Origin of the sequence: Pantoea sp. JGM49, assembly GCF_018257655.1 — a bacterium.
GTDB lineage: Bacteria > Pseudomonadota > Gammaproteobacteria > Enterobacterales > Enterobacteriaceae > Pantoea > Pantoea communis.
On the sequence record NZ_JAERJM010000004.1, the window covers coordinates 38,037 to 59,285 of the forward strand.

Sequence of the window (21,249 nt, forward strand, 5' to 3'; positions counted from 1 at the left end):
CGTCATCCGTCAGAGGAGAACGCCGATGAACCGATACATGTTGTTTCTGATTGCCCGGCGCGCAGGTGCGGGCATCCTGACCTTGCTTATCGTCTCGGCGGTGGTGTTTTTTATCACCAGCCTGCTGCCCGGCGATGCCGCGCAGATGATCCTGGGGCAAAACGCCACGCCGGAAACGGTGGCGGCGTTACGCCAGCAGCTGGGTCTCGACCAGCCGTTATTGATGCGCTACTTCAGCTGGCTCGGTGGAATGTTGCAGGGTGATTTTGGTACCTCGTTTGCCAGTCATCTGCCAGTGACGCAACTGGTGGGGCAGCGTATTCCTGCCACGCTGGAGCTGGCGGGCATCACCACGGTGATCTGCGTCCCGCTGGCGCTGGTGATCGGCATCCTGGCCGCCATGAATCGCGGTTCAGCACTGGATCGCTTTCTGGTGATCGCCACCATGGCGACGGTGGCGGTACCGGAGTTTCTGGTGGCCACCGTGGCAGTGTTGATCTTCGCGGTCAAACTGCATTGGGTCTCGGCGATGTCGTTTGGCAGCCCCGACATGGATCTCGTCAGTTATCTGAAAGCCTATGCACTGCCGGTGCTGACGTTGTGCTGCTTATTAGTGGCGCAGATGGCACGGATGACGCGTTCGGCGATCATTAATCAGCTCGACAGCCCGTATCTTGAAATGGCGTTGCTGAAAGGGGTCTCGCCGCTGCGTGCCGTGTTGCGTCATGCGCTGCCGAATGCGGTGGGACCGATTGCCAACGCCATTTCGCTCAGCCTGTCTTACCTGTTTGGTGGGGTGATCATTATTGAGTCGATCTTCAGCTACCCCGGTCTCGCCAGTGCGCTGGTGGATGCCGTGAGTAATCGCGATCTGCCAGTGGTGCAGCTGTGCGTGATGATGTTCGCCGCCTGTTATCTGGTGCTGCTGCTGATTGCTGACATCCTGACTATCGCCTTTAACCCAAAATGGAGGAGCTGATGAATAGCTTGCTGCTTCCTGTACGAATTTTTCAGTCGCTGTCGATCTCCGGTCGCATTGGCCTGGCAATCTCTCTGTTTTGGGTACTGATGGCGCTGTTCGGCAATCAACTGGCGCCGCATAGCGTAGAGGATATCGGTGGTGGCCCGATGCTAGGAGGGATGACCGCTGACAACCTGCTGGGCACCGATTATCTCGGTCGCGATATCCTCAGCCGCATTTTGTATGGCGCTAAGTTCTCCATTGGGCTGGCGTTGACCGCTGCGCTGGGTGCCAGTTTAATCGGCACCTTGCTGGCGCTGCTGGCCGCCGTTGCAGGACGCTGGCTCGAAGAGTTGCTGGGCCGCATCAACGATGCCATGTTGGTGCTGCCAGGCAAAGTGCTGTCGCTGATGATTGTGGCCGTGTTTGGTTCCTCGCTGCCGATGCTGATTCTGACAGCCATCTTCACCTACTGGCCCGGTGCGTTCCGTATCGCGTTCGCTATGGCCAGCAGTTTGCGCAATATGGATTATGTCCGTGCTTCACGACTGCGTGGCGAAAGCCGCTGGTACGTGGCAATCCATGACATTCTGCCGAATATGGTGCATCCGATGCTCACCGATTTTGGCCTGCGTTTTGTCTATATCGTGCTGTTACTCAGCGGCTTGAGCTTCCTGGGCTTAGGCGTGCAACCACCTTATGCTGATTGGGGCACGCTGGTACGTGAAAATCTACAAGGCCTGTTTAACGGTTCGCCTGCGGTATTGATGCCGGCAGTGGCGATTGCCAGTTTAACCATCGGTGCCAACCTGTTTATTGACAGCCTGCAACAGATGCGTCCGCTGACGCTGGCGAAGGAGGGAGCATGAACGTGACACACCATACAGCCATGCCCGTGATCTCCGTTGAAAACCTGCGTGTCACCGCCGAGACGGATAAGGGCGAAGAGATCGATCTGGTTTCAGATATCCGTTTTACCGTACAAAAAGGCGAAGTGCTGGCGCTGATCGGTGAATCCGGTTCGGGTAAAACCACCATCGCCATGGCGCTGATGGGCTATGCGCGCCACGGTTGTCGCATCGCCGAGGGCAACATTCATCTGGCGGGCACCGACGTGCGTAGTCTGTCGCCCGGCCAGCTGCGCGAATTTCGCGGCAACAAAGTGGCCTACATCGCCCAAAGTGCAGCAGCCTCCTTCAACCCGGGAATGCGTATTCTCGACCAGGTTATCGAGCCAGTGGTGATCCATGGCAGCATGAAACGCAAAGCCGCCAAAGAGAAGGCGATCACGCTGTTTCGCGAGCTGGCATTGCCGAATCCTGACACCATTGGCGACCGTTTCCCGCATCAGGTCTCTGGCGGACAGCTGCAACGTCTGATGACGGCCATGGCACTGATTGGCGACCCGGATGTGGTGATCCTTGACGAGCCGACCACGGCACTGGACGTCACCACTCAGGTTGAAGTACTGAAAGCGTTTCGCCGTGTGGTGGCACAGCGCGGTGTGAGCGCGATTTACGTCAGTCACGATCTGGCGGTGGTGGCGCAGATGGCGGATCGCATTCTGGTGCTGCTGCGCGGAAAAATGGCGGAATATGGCACCACCGAACGGTTAATTGGTGCGCCGCAGGCCGAATATACCCAACTGTTAATGGATGCGGCACGCCAGAAAGAGCGCGAGAGTAGCTGGACCTGCGCAGAGGCTGATGTGCAGCCGCTGATGGAAGTGCGCGATCTCAGTGCCGGATATGGCCCACGTGATAGTGAGGGCAAACCGAAAACGCTGATTCTGCAAGATATCAATCTCAAGCTGTGGAAAGGGCAAGCGATTGGCATTATCGGTGAGTCGGGTTCGGGTAAAACCACGCTGGCACATGCGATTGCCGGGCTCAATGCGCCCAGCCACGGCCATATTCTGTTTAACGGTCACTATATCAACGGTGACATGCACAAGCGTCCCGACAATGAACTGCGCCGTATTCAGTACGTGTTCCAGATGGCGGATACGGCGCTCAATCCCGCGCACAGCGTTGAGCGTATTCTTTCACGTCCGCTGACGCTGTTCCATGAACTGAAAGGGCTCGAACTGCAGCGCCGTCTGTATCAACTGCTGGATCTGGTGAAACTGCCGCGCACCGTGTTGTGGCGTCGCCCCTGGGCGCTGTCGGGCGGACAGAAGCAGCGCGTGAATCTGGCGCGTGCACTGGCGGCGGAGCCGGATCTGATTCTGTGTGATGAAGTCACCTCGGCACTGGATACCGTGGTCGCGGCGGCGGTGCTGGATCTGATCAGTGAGCTACGCCGTGAGTTAGGGCTGTCAGTGTTGTTTATCAGTCACGACATGCACGCGGTTCGCGCCGTATGCGACGACATCGTGGTGATGAAATCCGGTCGCATCGTGACGCAGATTTCCCGTGCTGATTATGATAAACCCACCAGTGAGCTTTATTTTGAACGCCTGAAGCGAGCCGTACCGGAACTGCGTCAAGGCTGGCTGGACGAGCACGAAGAAGTGCTGAAAGCGGAATAGAGATGGTGCAAGCCAGCGCAAATGCGTGCCCACCCTGTGGCAGTCGCGCAAAGAATTTGTCAGGTGGCCATTTATGGCGACCTCAAACCAGGAGCAGCAAATGATCACATTACGCGCCATGACGCAGGATGATATTGAACATGGCTATGCCATCACCCAACAGCTTAAGTGGCCGCATCGCCGTGAAGACTGGCAGCAGGCGCTGGCGCTGGGTGAGGGCGTGGTGGCGGAAGAGCAGGGGCAGTTTGTCGGCAGCGCCTTCGGTTGGCGCTGGGGTGACAGCGCGGCAACCATTGGTCTGGTGGTGGTGAATCCAGCATGTCAGGGGCGGGGAATTGGTAAGCAGTTGATGCTGGCGGTGATGGAGAAATTCCCGGATTGCGTGATTCGCCTGCATGCTACCGAAATGGGCCAGGGGCTATACGAGAAACTGGGTTTTGTGGTGAAAGGCACCATTCAGCAGCACCAGACGCGTGAGCTGGCAGCGGTGCCCGCCGTCAACATCCCGACGGGGTTAACGTTGCGCAATGCTCTGGCCGATGACGTTGAATTGCTCACTGAGTTGGATCATCAGGCGCACGGCATGTGGCGCCCGCAACTGATACAAACGCTGGTTGCCGATCACCAGACCGTGTTACTGCAAGATCCGCAGCAGCAGGTACAGGGTTTTGCCAGCCTGCGCCGTTTTGGGCATGGCTGGGCGATTGGCCCGGTGATTGCGCGCCATGTTGATGTCGCGCAGGCGCTGGTGGCCGCGCTGATGCAAGGGCTGGGTGGTGAGTTTGTCCGCATCGACACCGACAGCGCACTGCCACTGGCAAACTGGCTGGAGAGTTTAGGGCTGGTCAAGGTTGACGCGCCCACCACCATGTATCGGGGAACGCCTTGGTCACCGCAAGCCGGTGAGATGCAGGCGTTTGGGTTGATGACCCAGGCGATGGCGTGATGCATATCGTCTATAAATCGGAAGCCACGCGTGGAGCCCACTGGCAGCGCTGGCTGGCTGAACATGCACCGGATGTGCAGCTGCATATCTGGCCGGATGTGGGTGACGCAGAACAGGTTGAACTGCTGGTGGCCTGGCAACCGCCAGAAGATGTCATGGCGACCTTCCCTAATCTCAAAGCGCTACTGTCGGTGGGCGCGGGGGCCGATCAGTTCGATCTCAGCCAACTGCCGCCCGATTTGCCGGTGGTGCGCATGATCGAACCCGGCCTGACGCAAGGCATGGTGGAGTACGTCACTTTTGCCGTGCTGGGGTTGCATCGTGATATGCCGCGCTATTTCCAGCAACAGCGCGCAGCAACGTGGCAAACGCACCCGATTCGCACCGCCAATCAGCGGCGGGTGGGCGTCATGGGCTTAGGCGAACTCGGCCAGGCATCTTTGCAGCAGCTGGTGTCATTAGGGTTTAAGTGTGCTGGCTGGAGCCGGACACCGCGTGAACTCGAGGGCGTGCGCTGCTGGCATGGCGCTGAGCAATTGGCTGAGTTTCTGGCACACAGCGACATCCTGGTGTGTTTGCTGCCGTTGACTGACAGCACGCGCGGTTTACTCAACTCTGAGCTGTTTGCGCAGTTACCTGCCGGAGCCGCACTGGTACAGGTGGGGCGTGGCCCGCAGTTAAATCATGACGATCTGCTCACGGCGCTGGCCAGCGGACAATTGAGCGCAGCCGTGCTCGATGTGACCGATCCCGAACCTTTACCGCCAGAGCATCCTTTCTGGCAGCATCCGGCGATCTGGCTCACACCGCACATTGCCAGCCAGACGCAAACCGACAGCGCGGTGGCTGCGCTGCTCGATAATCTGCGCCGCTATCAACGTGGCGAACCCATGGTCGGCCTTATCGATCGTAACCGGGGATACTGATATGCAACTGGATCAATTAGTCGCTCTGCGACGGGATCTGCACGTCCATCCCGAACTGGGCTATCAGGAAACGCGCACCAGCGACATCGTGGCGCAGGTGCTGCAAGAGCACGGCATTGAGGTGCATCGCGGCCTGGGTAAAACCGGCGTGGTCGGTGTGCTGAAACGTGGAAATAGCCCGCGCATGATAGGTCTGCGCGCGGACATGGATGCGCTGCCGATGCAGGATAACGGCACCCAGCCGTGGAAAAGTGTGCATGACAATGTCTGTCACGCTTGCGGTCACGATGGTCACACGGTGATGCTGCTGGGCGCGGCTATCCAGTTGGCTCAGCAGGGCGATTTTGACGGCACGCTGGTGTTTATCTTCCAGCCAGCGGAAGAAGGTTTAGCCGGCGCGAAAGCGATGATCGATGACGGCCTGTTCCAGCAATTCCCTTGCGATGCGGTATTTGCCCTGCATAACTGGCCTGAACTGCCTCTGGGCGAAGTGCAGACGCGGCCGGGTGCCATCATGGCGGCGGCGGACCGTTTTGATATCACGGTAAAGGGCGGTGGCGGTCATGCGGCACAGCCACACCTGACACGTGACACCTTGCTGGCCACCAGTGAATTGGTGGTGCAACTCAATACGCTGGTGGCGCGCGCACTTGACCCGTGCGAGCCGGGTTTGCTGACGGTGACGCGCATGCAGGGCGGTTTCTCACACAACATGATTCCGGCGGAAGCCAGTATCACCGGCACGGTACGTACGTTCAGCCCGGCGGCGCAGGACATCATTGAAAGCCGTCTGCGTGAAATGGCGCAACATGTCACGGCGGCGCACGGTCTGCAGGCAGAGGTGAGCTATCTGCGTTATTACCCGGCCACGGTCAATCATGCGGGTGCTGCACAACTGGCGCTGGATGCCCTGCGTGAGGCGGACATGCCTGCTGAACAAGCCAGACAGCCTGCTCTCACCTCGGAAGATTTTGCCTTTATGTTGCAGGCCAGAGCGGGGGCTTATCTGTGGATCGGATCGGCACCCAGCCAGCCGTTGCACCATTCCTCTTACGACTTCAACGATGCGCTGATCCCGCACGGTATTCAGACTTTGACGGCCATCGCCCGCCACGCGCTGCGTGCAGAATTTCCCTGCTGATTGGCAGAAGATTTTGAAACGAAATGCCGCTGCTTTGCTGATTACGGCAGCGTGAGAAACCAACGGGTTGCGATACTTGAGCCAACCGAACGTTACGTGGATGAGGATTTTGAAAATGCAGAATGTCATGGCGGAGCAGCAAACGTATAGCGATAACAGCCTGTTACTGGATACACGTGAACAGAACGTGCCGCGTGGTGTGGTCACCGCGCATCCGTTGGTGATTGAGCGGGCAAAAGGCAGTGAAGTGTGGGATGTCGAGGGCAATCGCTATCTCGATTTTGTCGGCGGGATTGGGGTGCTTAATGTGGGCCATAACCATCCGGCGGTAGTGAATGCGGTGACAAAACAGCTTGGGCTGGTGTCACACGCCTGTTTCCAGGTCGTTGCCTACCCGGGCTATATCGAACTGGCGCAGCGCCTGAATGCGCTGGTCGGCAAAGGTGAAGATTTCAAAAGCGTGTTCTTCACCAGCGGGGCGGAAGCGGTAGAAAATGCGGTGAAAATTGCCCGTGCGCACACCAACCGCAGCGGCATTATCGCGTTTGAGGGTGCCTTCCATGGGCGTACGTTGCTAGGCTGTACCCTAACGGGGATGAGCCAGCCGTATAAACAGAACTTCGGCCCGTTCGCCTCAGAGGTGTATCGCCTGCCTTATCCTAATGCCTTCCATGGCGTCAGCGATGATGACTGCCTGCAAGCGCTGGAACAGTTGTTCGCCGTGCAGATCCTGCCGGAGCGTGTGGCAGCAATCATCATCGAGCCTGTTCAGGGCGACGGTGGCTTCCTGCCAGCGGGTACGAACTTTATGCAAGCGCTGCGTCGCATTACCGAAAAACACGGAATCGTGCTGATTCTCGATGAAGTGCAGACCGGATTTGGTCGCACCGGTACGCTGTTTGCCTTCGAGCAACTGGGCATTACACCGGATCTGGTGACCGTGGCGAAGAGTCTGGGGGGCGGTCTGCCGATTTCCGGCGTAGTCGGCAAAGCAGCCATCATGGATGCGCCATTGCCGGGCGGTCTTGGCGGCACCTATGGCGGTAACGCGCTGGGCTGTGCGGCGGCGCTGGCGGTGCTGGACCTGCTGGAAAACGACAATCTGCTGGCGCGCAGCAATCAGCTGGGTGAACAGCTGAATGCACGTCTGCAACAGCTGGCGGAGAAATATGCCTGCATTGGTGAAGTACGTGGCGTGGGCTTTATGCAGGCGGTGGAGATCATCGACTTCGAAACCAAACGTCCTGACGCTGCGATGACGCAGAAAATCCTCGACTGCGCCTGTCAGGAAGGCCTGCTGTTGATCAAGTGTGGCCTGCATCGCAACGTGGTGCGCTTCCTCGCGCCACTGGTGACCACAGATTCTCAGCTGGAAGAAGCGTTACATATCTTTGATATTGCGCTGGCCCGCGCCAGTGGTCGCCTGGGATAAATCCGGCTTCCTCATTGATATCTCAGGAATTATTGACTCGACCAATGAATGACGTGGCGTGCGGAAGTCGCTAGCGCCGTCACGTCAAAGCGTGATATACCATCGTATCAGCCTGCGCGATTGGTCAACAATGAGGGGTGCTATGAACGGCTTAATGAAACTCGACCGCATCGACATCAACATCCTGGTGCAACTACAAAAAGATGGCCGTATCAGCAACGTCAATCTCGCCGACGCCGTAGGACTTTCGCCCAGCCCTTGTTTGCAACGGGTGAAGCGCCTGGAGCAGGCTGGATTTATTACCGGCTATGAAGCCCACATCAATCTGACCAAAATTACCGATTCCGTTACGGTGTTCACCGAGGTCACGCTCTCGGGCCATCGACGCGAAGATTTTATGAAATTCGAAAATTCGGTTCGCGACGTGGATGAGCTGATGGAGTGCCATCTGATTACCGGCGGCTACGACTATTTGCTGCGCTTTATTACCCGCAGCATCGAGCACTACCAGGAAGTGATTGAGAAGATGCTGGACGCACAAATCGGCATCGATAAGTACTTCAGCTATATCGTGATTAAATCCCCGATTATGAAAAGCACCGTTCCATTGCGATCGCTGATTGCTAAGCATAATTCTGTGGATTTTAGTGTGTAATTGACCCCATCCTGACCTTCTCCCAGACAGGGAGAAGGTATTGTTTCCACTCCGCTATTCGCCCCTGAACCTCCGAACGCATCTGCCACAGCATAAAATTTCTTCTCTGCCGTAAATTCCCTTTATCTTTACTGTTCCGGTCGTGGCTTCACGCGCGTCCTGTGCCTGCATATCCGTACACTCAATTTATCGCTTTACAAGGAGTTGCCATGACCGCTTTAACCCTTGCCGATCATCAATGGCAGCGCGACGAGTTCACCATCTCTACCGATCGCCAGCGCCTTGATATGGATTACATCCACCAGCAATTGACTGAGAAGTCTTACTGGGCCAACGCGCAGCCACGCGCCAAAACCGAGCGCGCTTTTGCCGGTTCGTTGCCATTTGGTGTTTACCATCAGCAACAGCAGATTGGCTTCGCGCGACTGGTGACGGATTACACCCGATTTGGCTGGCTGTGCGATGTGATGATCGATGAAAACTGGCGAGGCCACGGCCTGGGCAGCTGGCTGGCGACCTGTGTGCGTGCGCACCCGGAGCTGGCCACGGTGCACCGCTGGATGCTCTCTACTAATGATGCCCATCAGCTGTATCAGCGCCTTGGCTGGCGTGTGGTGCAGGATCCGCAAAAACTGATGGAATTTCCTCTCTCCTGATAACGGAGCTTGCTCACCATGGGTTACCGCGTTGGCGTTGATATTGGCGGATCCTTTACGGATTTTGCCGTGCTGAATGAACAGACTCATCAGATTCATACCTTAAAAGTCCTGTCGCGACCGGATCAGCCCGGCAGCGAAATCCTCACCGGGCTGTCGCAGTTGCAGCAGCGTGACGGGATTGAACCCCAGCATATTGACTATTTTACCCACGGCACCACCGTGGGCATCAACGCGGTCATCCAGCGACGTGGCGTGCGGCTGGCGCTGTTTGCCACCGAAGGATTTTGTGATGTGCTGGAGCTGGCGCGTCTCAAAATTCCTCATATTCACGATCTCTTTTCGCGACGTCCGGCACCGTTGATTACCCGCGATCGGGTGTTTGCCATCAAAGAGCGAACGGACCGCCACGGCACCGTGTTGCAGCCAGTGGATCGGCAAAGTGTGCTGGATGCCATTGATCAGGCGCGTGCGGCGGGTTGTCAGGGCATTGTGGTGTCGCTGTTACACAGTTATCGCAATTGCCACAACGAAGCAGCAGTCAAAGCCATTATCGACGAGGTGGCGCCTGAACTGCTCACCTCTTGCTCCGCCGACATCTGGCCGATCATTCGCGAATATGAACGGACTATCACCGCCACCATTAATGCCTATGTGCAGCCGATGGTGATTCACTACCTGGAATCGTTTGAACAGGCGTTGCACACCATGGGCGTTAAGCCGCCGCCGCGTATCACCAAATCCAATGGTGGGGTGATGGGCGTGGAGCAGGCGAAAAGTGAATGTGTGCAGATGGTGTTGTCCGGCACGGCTTCAGGCGTGATCGGTGCCAGCTTCCTTGCCAGCGCTTGTGGTTTCGACAAGATCCTGAGTCTTGATATTGGCGGCACCAGCGCGGACGTGGCGGTGATCGTCGATGGGCATGTGGCGCAGGGCAACGGTGAAATCATCGGTGATTTCCCGATTTATATTCCGTCAGTGGCAGTCACCTCGGTGGGGCAGGGTGGCGGCTCGCTGGCGTGGATCGATAACCAGGGCGTGCTGCAGATGGGCCCGGATAGCGCCGGATCGCTGCCCGGGCCGGTGTGTTTCCAGCGTGGAGGGACGCAACCGACGGCGACCGATGCTTTTGCCGCCTGTGGCATGATCGGTCATGGCGATCTCGGTTACAACGCGGTGAAAGTCGATGTTGCTGCTGCACATGCTGCCTGGCAACCGCTGGCAGATCAACTGGGTATCACGGTGGAAGAGGCGGCGGAAACCGCCATCGAGCTGGCGATCTCCAGTATGTACGGTGATACCAGCGGATTGCTGTCGCGTTTTGGGTTGGATCCGCGTGAATTTTGGTTCCTCGCCTTTGGCGGCGCGGGCCCGATGATGGGGTGTTTCCTCGCCCGCGAACTCAATATGAAAGGGGTGATCGTGCCGCCTACACCGGGCGTGCTGTCAGCGCTAGGAGGGTTGGTGGCGGATATCCGCAATGATTTTATCCGCACGCTTTATAGCGATCTGGACGCGACGCTGGCGGATGCACTGGCAACGGAAGCGGAAGGCCTGAGCCAACGCGCACGCGGCTGGCTGTGCGAGCAACACGGCACTGATATGCCATTCACCTTGCACTACAGCGCTGATATACGCTATCGCGGTCAGTCGTTTGAGATCGAAGTCGCGCTACAGCCAGAGTGGCTGGCGCAGGCCAACGTGGCGGCCTTGCACGAGGCCTTTGACCGCCAGCATCAGCTGCTATTTGGTCACTGTGATGCCAATGCACCCGTGCAGATTATCAATCTGCGTTTAGTGATCGCCTCGCCCACACCGAAGCCAACGCTCAACATCTTACCCGACGCGACCGGGCCCGTTGCCGTTGCGAAACGTGTCAGTGCCTGGATTGATGGCGCATCGCATCAGGTGGATGTGGTGGTGCGTGCCAGTCTGCGGGCCGGACATCATCTCAACGGACCGGTGATCATCGCACAAGATGACTGTACCACCTGTGTTCCACCGCAGATGCAGGTGGATGTCGATACCTTTGGCAACTTGCTGATTACGCCTGTGGAGGCAAACTAATATGGCCATTAACGGACGTAACCTGCAAATTCTCGCGAACTATTGTGCCGCTGCGGCCGATGCGATGGCATTTACGCTGATGCGCACCGCGCACTCCACTTTCGTTAAAGAGACCGAAGATTTTTCCTGTCAGATTGTCAGCCGTGACGGCATGGCGTTCGCTTCGCCACGCAGCTTTGGCGCGCCCTGGTACAGCGGCATCGATTACGGCCCGGTGCTGGCGTTAATCGATCATTACGAAGAGGGCGATATCTGCATCACCAATGATTCGTATGCGGGCAATGTGGCCACCCACTCGCCGGATATCCACATCTGGAAGCCGGTGTTCCATAACGGTGAAATTGTCTGTTTTGTGGTGGGTCATATTCACAACACCGACGTGGGCGGTGCGGTGCCGGCTTCGCTGTCGCGCTCGCTGACCGATATCGTGCAGGAGGGCATTCGCATTCCGCCACTCAAGATTGTGCGCAACGGTGAGTTGAATGAAGAAGTCGCCAGCATTATGCGCCTCAACGTGCGTGTACCAGAGCAAAACTGGGGGGATTTCAAAGCGCAGATTGCTTCGGTAAACGTGGGCGAGCGTAAGATCCATGACATCATCGCGCGTTTCGGTATTGAGGATTTCCTGCAGGGCATTGAAGGCATTCTGGACTACGCCGAAGCGCAGGCGCGCAGCATTATCGCCACCATTCCGGATGGTGAATACTTCTATGCTGACTTTGCCGACGAAGATGGTGAAGGCGGCTATCCGTGCCGCGTGGCGATCACGCTGCGCATTAGCGGCGACACGCTGGAACTGGATTACACCGGCAGCGATCCGCAGCTGGCCTCCTCGCTGAATATGCCCACCGGCGGCCGTGAACGGCATCCGCTGGCGCTGGTGGGTGTGACTTATGTGCTCTCAACGCTGGATCGCCATCTGCTGCTTAATGCGGGCACCTTACGCCCGACGCGCGCCATCCTGCCGCCGGGCACCGTAATGAACTGTGAAGCGCCCGCCGCGGTAGGCATGCGTTCGCTGACCTGCGCGTTGTCGCAGATCGCCACCATTGGCGTGTTCTCCCAGGCATTGCCCAATCGCTTACCGGCTAACTCACCCGGCGGCAACTCAATCATGAATATCCGTACCAGCGATAGTCAGAACCGCAGCGTCGTGGCCTCGCTAGGGCCTGTCGGCGGTGGCGCGGGCGGGACGCCACGTCATGATGGCCCGGATGGTTCTGGCGGGTTATCGGCGTTTCTGAAAAACACGCCTATTGAGATCAACGAGGCAGAAGTCCCCATCCATTTCCATCGCTATGGGCTGGCGGCGGACAGTGCCGGTGCCGGGCGCTATCGCGGCGGTCTGGCCACGGAGATGGCGTTTGAAATTACCGCGCCCAACACCACGGTAACGGCGCGCAATCGCAACCGGTCAGTGTTCGCCTCGGCTGGCGTGCTAGGCGGTGAGTCAGGGGCATTGTCGCACTTCCGCACGCTGCGCAACGGCAAGGTCATTGAACACGGCAACACCGATGTCATTCGTTGCCAGCCAGGCGATATCGTTGAGGTACGCGGTCCGGGCGCGGGAGGGTATGGCCTGCCGGTGGAGCGCGAGCCGGCGGCGGTGCTGCAGGATGTGCGCTGCGGATTTGTTTCAGTGCCAGTGGCACGTGATAGCTATGGCGTGGCGATCATCAATGATGAGGTGGATGAGGTCACCACTTCGCGTTTACGCGCTGAGATGCAGCGCGAAGCCCGGCAGCATTTTGATCACGGCCCGGCACGCACGGCATTTGAACAGCAGTGGACACCGGCGCGCTATGCGTTGCTCACCGCGTTTCTGGCAGAAGCGCCGGTCAGCTGGCGCCACTTCCTGAAGCAACAGGTGTTTGACGCCGTGGCGGCGGAGGCACAACCCGTTGCACTTAAGCCAGCCATAGCAGATACACAACCGGCAGCACTTGACGCGCAGATGCAGGCTATCTTTCAAAATCTGCAACAGCGCTATCCGGCGATGATGAACCGGTCGCACTAAGCGCTAATATTCAGCTTCAGGCTTTGCCATAGTCTTTTGTTGCCCGATGACGGTTCATCGGGCGCACTTAAGAGGATGTCACTATGGCTTCAGCAAACACCCCCGTTTGGTTTATTTCTGGCTGTTCAACCGGCTTTGGCCGGGAGCTGGCGCAGCAGACCATTGCGCGCGGCTTTCACACCGTGGTGACCGCGCGTGACCCGGCGAAAGTGCAGGATTTGGTGGCGGGGCATGACAATGCACTTGCGGTGGCACTGGATGTGACCGATCAGAGCAGTATCGATCGCACGGTTCACGCGGCGCTGGAGAAATTCGGTGCCATTGATGTGCTGGTCAACAATGCGGGTTACGGCTATCAGAGTTCAGTCGAAGAGGGTGATGATCGCGAGATCCGTGATCAATTCGATGCCAACGTCTTTGGCCTGTTTGCCTTAACGCGTGCGGTATTACCGGCGATGCGCAAACAGCGTCGTGGACACGTCATCAATATCACCTCAGTGGCCGGATTCATTGGTTTTGCCAGCTCAGGCTACTACTCGGCCAGCAAACACGCCGTGGAGGGCTGGTCTGATTCACTGGCGGTTGAAGCGGCACCTTTGGGCATTCATGTTACCTGTGTTGAACCGGGGCCATTCCGCACCGACTGGGCGGGGCGTTCGCTGCATCAGACGCCGAGCACCTTACCGGAGTATGCCGACACGGCGGCAGCGCGCATGAAAGCCACGTCTGAATACAGCGGCACCCAGGCCGGCGATCCGGCACGCGCGGCCACGGCGATGATTGCCATCACCGAACATGACAATCCTCCGCGCCATTTGGTGATGGGCGCATGGGGTTATGAGGCGGTGACCAATAAGTTGAAAGAGCGCCTGGCGCAGATCGAAGACTGGAAACAGACGTCGATTGATACAGATTTTCCGTCATAACCCTGGTGCAGGGTAGATCGCGCCGCCACCGCTAACCGGATTAAACGCGAGCGGCGCGGTTTTGACGTCAATGCCCGTAGGGCGGAACACTCTCCTCCCGCTGGGCATTTATATCATCTTTTCAATCTCTTCAAACGGTACGGCCTGGCTGAACAGATATCCCTGCAGCTGATTACATCCCGCATCGGCCAGTGCCATTTTCTGGCCTTCGGTTTCGACCCCTTCAGCGGTCACCGTTAAGCCCATAGCGTGACCCAGACGCACCACGGATTCAACGATTGCCGCAGAATTTTGCGCCACGCCCAGTGATTGGGTGAAGGAGCGATCAATCTTAATTTTGTCGACCGGGAACGTGCTGAGATAGTTGAGGCTGGAATAACCGATGCCAAAATCATCCAGCGCAATCCGGAAACCGGCCTCACGCAGCGCGATGATGTTATTACGCGCTTCGTGCTCATCCTAAATCAATACGCCTTCGGTGATCTCCAGTTCCAGATGATGCGGATTGGCGCCTTCTTCACGCACAATTTCAACGATGCGCTCCACAAAGCCACTGGCGCGGAACTGCACGGGAGAAACGTTGACCGCCACAATCACCTGCGGCATTTTCAGTGAGGTTTTACAGGCTTCACGTAATACCCATTCGCCCAGCGGAATGATCATCCCGGTCTCTTCGGCGATGGCGATAAAGTCACCCGGCGAGACATCACCACGTACCGGATGCTGCCAGCGCAGCAGGGCTTCTAATCCCACCACACGCTGTCCGCTGATCTCCATCAGGGGTTGATACCACACGCGCAGGCCATCGAAATTGACCAGCGCCTGACGTAAATCCGTCGCCATCTGCTGGCGGGTGCGCAGCGATTCATCCATCACTTTTTCGAACTGGCGATACTGGCCGCGACCACTGTTTTTCGCCTCATAGAGCGCGATGTCCGCTTTACGCATCAGCTCCATGCGGTCAATGCCATCTTTAGGGGCCAGCGCCAGCCCGATGCTAACCCCAACCCAGACTTCGCTGCCTTGCAGCTCATAGGCTTCACTCAGCTCACTGATAATGCGTTTTGCCAATGCCTGCACCTGACCGATGTTATCGACGTCAGGCATCATCACAATAAATTCATCCCCACCGATGCGTCCTACGGTATCGCTGGCACGCAAGATGTGCGTGAGGCGGCGCGCCACCTCAATGATCAACTCATCGCCCGCATGATGACCATAGGTATCATTGATGTTTTTAAAGCGATCGAGATCAAGCAACAGCAGCGCCACACGCTGATCGTGCCGGGCGGATGCCGCCAGCGCATGGGTCAGCCGATCTTCCACCAGCGCCCGATTCGGCAACCCGGTCAGCACATCGTGAAAAGCCAGATGCTGCGCTTGCGCTTCACTGGCACCGAGCTTAAGCAAAGATTGCGACAGATTGAGAGAGGAGGTCCAGATGCGTCTGACCATAAACAGGCAGAGCAGGGTAATCAGCAGCACGGATAACAGTGTTGAAGGGCCGAGCATGCGCAACATCTGCGCACCGGGTTTATCCGGTAGCCAGCTCAGGTAACCCACGGCATCGCCTTGCTGTGAATTCAGTTGGTAGAGTGCATCTGTTCCGGGCTGCGGCGCGCCATCGCTAAAATGCAGCTGCTGCAGCTGGCTGCGATCCGCCAGATTACGTAAATAGCCATCATCGAGGAATTTGATACTCACTAATCTATAGCGGCCTGCTTCACGGGTGCTGCTGATATCGCCAACGGCCAGGGCCGCGGCACGTTGCCCAATGCGCACGAAATCGGCGCGATCGCTGGGACCCGCCACCTCATCGCTGCTCACCACGAGCGGACTGGCCAGCATGTCTTTAAGGTATTGCCCTACGCTGTCACTGGATACGCGTTTACCCTCACGTCAGACCGCCAGTGGCTGATTGTTACGATCCATCAGCAGAATCAACTGGTGGTCAAACATGTCATAAAGCCAGCCGCCGATATTTTGATCTAACCAGTTCTGATCCGGCACGCCCAACGCCAATTGGTCAGCGAGAGGCGACCAGCGAGTCAAACTGCGCAACTGACGCAAATGTTCATTCAAACTTTGGCTAAAGGAGGCCTCAATCATGCGTTGCTGTTGATCGCGAGCCTGTTCATTGCTCAGCGAGTTGCCCCAGAACAAGCCAACACCTGCTCCGGCAAAGGCTAAAACTAAAATCGCCACCAAAGGCAAAATCACTTCCCGAACGAAATTGCGTCTGAATCCATCTGACAGTTTGATTGTATTAATCATTTTAAGGTTCGCGTGACAAGGAGGGCTCATCAATAACGTTAGCAGACTTTACGCAAGCTTCACCCAGTAAGGAAAGCGATAAAGCGGTGAAAATAAGCGATAATTTTTTGAACACTGTCACAAAGGCAACAGTTAAAAATTTTTTATCACAACCGCAGCCGTTTCGCTTCGATCCTGCTGCCCTATAGCAAATTCATCCTCACGTCATTGAGTCGTCACGGCGCTGTCATCTGGCTCGCGCACTGTAGTCGCCATCTCGCAGCACTTGTCGCTGCGTTCCTCAACCCTAGCGAATGAGGTATTGAACGTGATGGAGATATCCAGACATCCGACCACTGTTTACCAGGCGGTCGCCGCCCAACTGGAGCAGGCACTGCAAGAGCGTTATCGCTGCGGTGACTATCTGCCTTCCGAACAGCAGTTAGCCGAGCACTATGAAGTCAACCGCCATACGTTGCGCCGCGCGGTGGATGAACTGGTGAACAAAGGGCTGCTGCAACGCCGTCACGGCGTCGGCATCCTGGTGTTGATGCGTCCCTATGATTACCCCTTGCATGCGCAGGCGCGCTTTAGCCAAAACCTGCTGGAGCAGGGCAGCCATCCGACCAGCGAACGTTTGCTGGCAGTGCTGCGACCGGCCAGCAGCGACGTGGCCAGTGCACTGGCCATTAATGAAGGCGACAACGTGATTCATCTGCGCACGCTGCGCCGCGTCAATGGCGTACCGGTGTGTGTCATCAATCACTTCCTGCCGGAACTGAGCTGGTGGCCGGCGATACAGCAGTTCCAGAACGGCTCGCTGCATGACTTTATGCAGCAGCACCTTGGCCTCGATTTAACGCGTTCGCAAACCCGAATCAGCACCCGCCGCGCCCAGGCTAAAGAGTGTAAACAGCTGGAGATTGCCCTGCAGTCACCGCTGCTGTGCGTGCGCACCCTGAATAAACACCGTGACGGTCAGGTAGCGGAATACTCCGTCAGCCTGACGCGTGGCGACATGATTGAACTGACTCTGGAGCATGAATGAAACAGCAAACCGCTCGCCAGCATTGGCTATCGGTACTCGCGCACAGCGAAGCCAGCCAGCTAAATGCCCACTGGCAGTCGCTGCACCTCAATGCACAATTTGAAGCGATTCGTCCCGCCGAAACCGGTTTAACCCGTTTGCAGGCGCGCATGGGCGGTAGCGGCAAACGCTTCGTAATGGGCGATGCCACCGTCACGCGTGCCGTAGTGAAACTGTACGATGGCACCCTTGGCTTCAGCTATGTGCTGGGCCGCGATAAAGCCCATGCCGAACGCTGCGCCGTGATTGATGCGCTGCTGCAACAGCCGGAAACCCATGCGCTGTTGCAGGAAAAATTAATTGCCCCGCTGGCGGCCTTGCGTGAAGAGCAGCGTCAGCTGCGTGCACGTGAAATCGCCAGCTCTAAAGTGGACTTCTTTACGCTGGTACGCGGAGATAACTAATGACATTACTCGCCAGTTTTAACCATCCGGTTGCCGATTCACAGCGTGCTTTTCGTCGCATCCTGAAAGCCATGAGCGAGCCAGGCGTCATGGTCTCACTGCCGCTGGAACAGGGCTGGGGCGATTTGTCTCCTGCCGCGACGGCGGTACTGCTGACGCTGGTGGATCAGGAGAGTGCGCTGTGGCTGGATAGCCGTGTAGACAGCGAAATCGTGCGTAACAACCTGCGTTTCCACACCGGTGTGCCGATTGTGGAAGAGCGCCATGCACCGTTTGCCTTAACCCATGCAGCGTCAAATCCGGATCCTGCGCAGTTCGCGCCGGGCGACAATATGTCACCGGAAAAAAGCACCACGCTGATCATTGAAGTGCCTTCCCTGAATGGGGGTTTAACCCTGCGCCTGTCCGGCCCTGGCCTGCGTGAATCACGCGCCATCGCGCCACAGTTGCCGGAAGCGATTCTGACTTATCTGCGCGAGCGTCCGCATCCGTTCCCACTGGGCGTGGATCTGATTTTCACCTGCGGTGAAGCGATGATGGCCTTGCCACGCACCACTGACGTGGAGGTGTGCTGATGTACGTTGCGGTGAAAGGGGGCGAGAAGGCGATAGCCAGCGCCCATGAGCTTCAGGCCGATCTGCGCCGTGGCGACCGTGACGTGGCGGAACTGGGTTGCGATCAGGTCGCGCAACAGTTGGGATTAGCGGTGGATCGCGTGATGACCGAAGGCGGCATTTACGATCCCCAGCTCGCGGCCTTAGCGATTAAACAAGCCAGCGGCGATTTGGTGGAAGCCATCTTCCTGCTGCGCGCCTATCGCACCACCTTGCCACGTCTGGCCGACAGCCTGGCGCTGGAAACCGATGAGATGCGCATCGAACGTCGTATTTCGGCGGTCTACAAGGATTTGCCGGGCGGCCAGGTGCTCGGCCCCACTTACGATTACAGCCATCGTCTGCTCGATTTCACGTTGCTGGCCAACGGTGAAATCCCGGCGGCACCGCGTGACGATCAGGCACTGCCTGAACGCTGTCCGCACGTGTTCAGCATGATGACCAAAGAGGGTCTGGCGGCGCGTGAAGAGGATGATGGCAGCGAGCCGTGCGATATCACCCGCGAGCCGCCCGGTTATCCGGCGACGCGCGCGGCACGCCTGCAACAGCTGGTACGCGGCGATGAAGGTTTTCTGCTGGCGCTTGGATATTCCACCCAGCGTGGCTACGGGCGTAACCATCCGTTTGCCGGTGAGATTCGCACCGGCTATCTCAGCGTATCAATCTGCCCGGAAGAGCTGGGCTTCGAGATTGATATCGGCGAAATCCTGCTGACCGAGTGTGAAATGGTTAACGGCTTCACCACGCAAACTGAAGGTGCGCCGCACTTCACCCGTGGTTACGGCCTGGTGTTTGGGCGCTCAGAGCGTAAAGCGATGGCAATGGCGCTGGTGGATCGTGCCCTGCAAGCACCCGATTACGATGAACGTATTGCCGGTCCGGCGCAGGATGAAGAGTTTGTGCTGTCGCATGCCGACAACGTGGAAGCGGCGGGCTTTGTTTCGCATCTGAAACTGCCGCATTACGTCGATTTCCAGGCGGAGCTGGAGTTGCTGAAACGGCTGCGTGAACAGGTTCAGGAGCAAAACGATGAGTGAGTTAACCGGCTATAACAACGGCTATCTGGATGAGCAGACCAAGCGCACCATTCGTCGCGCGATCCTCAAAGCGGTAGCGATTCCGGGTTATCAGGTGCCGTTTGCCGGACGAGAAATGCCGATGCCTTACGGCTGGGGCACTGGCGGGATCCAGATCACCGCCAGCATCATTGGTGACAGCGACGTGCTGAAGGTGATTGACCAGGGCGCGGATGACACCACCAACGCCGTATCCATCCGTCGTTTCTTCCAGCGCGTCAGCGGCGCAGCGACCACTGAAGCCACCAAAGATGCCACGCTGATCCAGACGCGTCACCGCATTCCGGAGACGCCACTGCAGGAAGATCAGGTGCTGATTTTCCAGGTGCCGATTCCTGAGCCGCTGCGCTTTATCGAACCACGCGAAACGGAAACTCGCACCATGCACGCACTGGAAGAGTACGGCATCATGCAGGTCAAACTGTATGAAGATATCGCCCGCTACGGCCATATCGCCACCACCTACGCCTATCCGGTCAAGGTCAACGATCGCTACGTGATGGATCCATCGCCGATTCCGAAATTCGACAACCCGAAGATGCACATGATGCCCGCACTGCAGCTGTTTGGTGCTGGCCGTGAAAAACGCATCTACGCGCTGCCGCCGTACACCAAAGTGGAAAGCCTCGACTTCGACGACCACCCATTCACCGTACAAAGCTGGGATGAACCCTGTGCCCTGTGCGGTTCACGCCACAGCTACCTTGATGAGGTGGTCATGGATGATGCCGGTACGCGCATGTTTGTCTGCTCCGATACCGATTTTTGCCACCAGCAGCAGGAACAACAACATGCACAGTGAACAGCCGCTGCTTGCGGTCAACAATCTGACGCACCTCTATGCGCCAGGCAAAGGTTTTGAAGACGTTAGCTTTGAACTCTATCCAGGGGAAGTCTTGGGCATTGTGGGCGAGTCTGGTTCCGGCAAAACCACGCTGCTGCGCAGCCTGTCGGCGCGTTTAGCGCCACAGCAGGGCAACATTCTCTATCGCGCTCAGGATCTCTATCAGCTAAGTGAAAGCGATCGCCGCCGCTTACTGCGCACCGAGTGGGGCGTGGTGCATCAGCATCCATTGGATGGATTGCGTCCGCAGGTCACGGCAGGCGGCAATATCGGTGAGCGCTTGATGGCCGTCGGCCAGCGCCATTACGGCGATATCCGTAAAGAGGCGATGCGCTGGTTGCAGGACGTCGAAATCCCCGCCAACCGCATTGACGATTTGCCGACCACCTTCTCCGGCGGTATGCAGCAGCGTTTGCAGATTGCCCGCAACCTGGTGACCCAGCCCACGCTGGTGTTTATGGATGAGCCGACCGGCGGACTGGATGTATCCGTGCAGGCGCGACTGCTGGATCTGCTGCGTACCCTGGTACGTGAACTCAATCTGGCGGTGGTGATTGTCACGCACGATCTCGGCGTGGCGCGCTTGCTGGCGCACCGTCTGTTGGTGATGAAGCAGGGCAGAGTGGTGGAGAGCGGTCTGACCGATCGGGTGCTGGATGATCCGCACCATCCCTACACCCAACTGCTGGTTTCATCGGTGCTGGCTTAACTTCA

At 57.6% G+C, this 21,249-nt stretch carries 18 protein-coding genes and 1 pseudogene; 18 read left to right on the forward strand and 1 reads right to left on the reverse strand.

Going from position 1 to position 21,249, the window contains the following annotated elements; genetic code table 11:
- Positions 1–25 precede the first annotated feature (25 nt).
- From JK231_RS08255 to JK231_RS08310, 12 genes are all read left to right on the forward strand, one after another.
- The gene (locus JK231_RS08255) at positions 26–979 is read left to right on the forward strand and encodes an ABC transporter permease (RefSeq protein ID WP_211728352.1); all 954 of its coding nucleotides are present in this window, start codon (positions 26–28) and stop codon (positions 977–979) included.
- The gene (locus JK231_RS08260) at positions 979–1,830 is read left to right on the forward strand and encodes an ABC transporter permease (RefSeq protein WP_058962118.1); all 852 of its coding nucleotides are present in this window, start codon (positions 979–981) and stop codon (positions 1,828–1,830) included. Before JK231_RS08255 ends, JK231_RS08260 begins: the two co-directional genes overlap by 1 nt.
- Entirely contained in the window at positions 1,827–3,491 is a 1,665-nt protein-coding gene (locus tag JK231_RS08265) for an ABC transporter ATP-binding protein (RefSeq protein ID WP_211728353.1), read from the forward strand. The genes JK231_RS08260 and JK231_RS08265 overlap by 4 nt, the downstream gene beginning before the upstream one ends.
- Before the next feature lie 100 nt (positions 3,492–3,591).
- A complete protein-coding gene (locus JK231_RS08270) occupies positions 3,592–4,437 on the forward strand; it encodes a GNAT family N-acetyltransferase (RefSeq protein ID WP_097117244.1) in 846 nt (281 codons plus the stop codon).
- Complete coding sequence (locus JK231_RS08275) at positions 4,437–5,363, forward strand: glyoxylate/hydroxypyruvate reductase A (protein WP_211728354.1); 927 nt, start codon at positions 4,437–4,439, stop codon at positions 5,361–5,363. The genes JK231_RS08270 and JK231_RS08275 overlap by 1 nt, the downstream gene beginning before the upstream one ends.
- 7 nt (positions 5,364–5,370) lie before the next feature.
- Complete coding sequence (locus tag JK231_RS08280) at positions 5,371–6,504, forward strand: M20 aminoacylase family protein (RefSeq protein ID WP_211728470.1); 1,134 nt, start codon at positions 5,371–5,373, stop codon at positions 6,502–6,504.
- Between the two features lie 115 nt (positions 6,505–6,619).
- Complete coding sequence (gene gabT / locus JK231_RS08285; RefSeq protein ID WP_211728355.1) at positions 6,620–7,936, forward strand: 4-aminobutyrate--2-oxoglutarate transaminase; 1,317 nt, start codon at positions 6,620–6,622, stop codon at positions 7,934–7,936.
- A gap of 142 nt (positions 7,937–8,078) precedes the next feature.
- Positions 8,079–8,591: an Lrp/AsnC family transcriptional regulator gene (locus JK231_RS08290; protein ID WP_034824599.1), complete on the forward strand. Its 513-nt coding sequence runs from the start codon at positions 8,079–8,081 to the stop codon at positions 8,589–8,591.
- Positions 8,592–8,800: 209 nt separating this feature from the next.
- A complete protein-coding gene (locus JK231_RS08295) occupies positions 8,801–9,247 on the forward strand; it encodes a GNAT family N-acetyltransferase (protein ID WP_034824597.1) in 447 nt (148 codons plus the stop codon).
- An 18-nt stretch (positions 9,248–9,265) separates the two neighbouring features.
- Entirely contained in the window at positions 9,266–11,314 is a 2,049-nt protein-coding gene (locus tag JK231_RS08300; RefSeq protein WP_211728356.1) for a hydantoinase/oxoprolinase family protein, read from the forward strand.
- A 1-nt stretch (position 11,315) separates the two neighbouring features.
- On the forward strand, positions 11,316–13,331 hold the full coding sequence (locus JK231_RS08305) for a hydantoinase B/oxoprolinase family protein (protein WP_211728357.1): 2,016 nt from the start codon (positions 11,316–11,318) through the stop codon (positions 13,329–13,331).
- 83 nt (positions 13,332–13,414) lie between these two features.
- Positions 13,415–14,257 carry an oxidoreductase gene (locus JK231_RS08310; RefSeq protein WP_211728358.1) on the forward strand — a complete coding sequence of 281 codons (843 nt, stop codon included), beginning with the start codon at positions 13,415–13,417 and terminating at the stop codon, positions 14,255–14,257.
- 108 nt (positions 14,258–14,365) lie between these two features.
- Here the strand turns inward: JK231_RS08310 and JK231_RS08315 are convergent.
- Positions 14,366–16,531: pseudogene (locus tag JK231_RS08315) on the reverse strand (EAL domain-containing protein).
- Between the two features lie 310 nt (positions 16,532–16,841).
- Here JK231_RS08315 and phnF point away from each other — a divergent pair.
- Genes phnF through phnK form a run of 6 tightly spaced genes read left to right on the forward strand, consistent with a single transcriptional unit; the run spans position 16,842 to position 21,244 of the window.
- Positions 16,842–17,558, forward strand: a complete 717-nt coding sequence (phnF, locus tag JK231_RS08320) for a phosphonate metabolism transcriptional regulator PhnF (RefSeq protein WP_211728359.1) — start codon at positions 16,842–16,844, stop codon at positions 17,556–17,558.
- Complete coding sequence (phnG, locus tag JK231_RS08325; protein ID WP_211728360.1) at positions 17,555–18,001, forward strand: phosphonate C-P lyase system protein PhnG; 447 nt, start codon at positions 17,555–17,557, stop codon at positions 17,999–18,001. Before phnF ends, phnG begins: the two co-directional genes overlap by 4 nt.
- Positions 18,001–18,576 carry a phosphonate C-P lyase system protein PhnH gene (phnH, locus tag JK231_RS08330; RefSeq protein ID WP_034824582.1) on the forward strand — a complete coding sequence of 192 codons (576 nt, stop codon included), beginning with the start codon at positions 18,001–18,003 and terminating at the stop codon, positions 18,574–18,576. Before phnG ends, phnH begins: the two co-directional genes overlap by 1 nt.
- On the forward strand, positions 18,576–19,652 hold the full coding sequence (locus JK231_RS08335) for a carbon-phosphorus lyase complex subunit PhnI (RefSeq protein WP_211728361.1): 1,077 nt from the start codon (positions 18,576–18,578) through the stop codon (positions 19,650–19,652). Before phnH ends, JK231_RS08335 begins: the two co-directional genes overlap by 1 nt.
- Entirely contained in the window at positions 19,645–20,493 is an 849-nt protein-coding gene (locus JK231_RS08340; protein WP_058962106.1) for an alpha-D-ribose 1-methylphosphonate 5-phosphate C-P-lyase PhnJ, read from the forward strand. Before JK231_RS08335 ends, JK231_RS08340 begins: the two co-directional genes overlap by 8 nt.
- Positions 20,483–21,244 carry a phosphonate C-P lyase system protein PhnK gene (gene phnK, locus JK231_RS08345; protein WP_039332167.1) on the forward strand — a complete coding sequence of 254 codons (762 nt, stop codon included), beginning with the start codon at positions 20,483–20,485 and terminating at the stop codon, positions 21,242–21,244. The genes JK231_RS08340 and phnK overlap by 11 nt, the downstream gene beginning before the upstream one ends.
- The last annotated feature ends 5 nt before the right edge of the window (positions 21,245–21,249 follow it).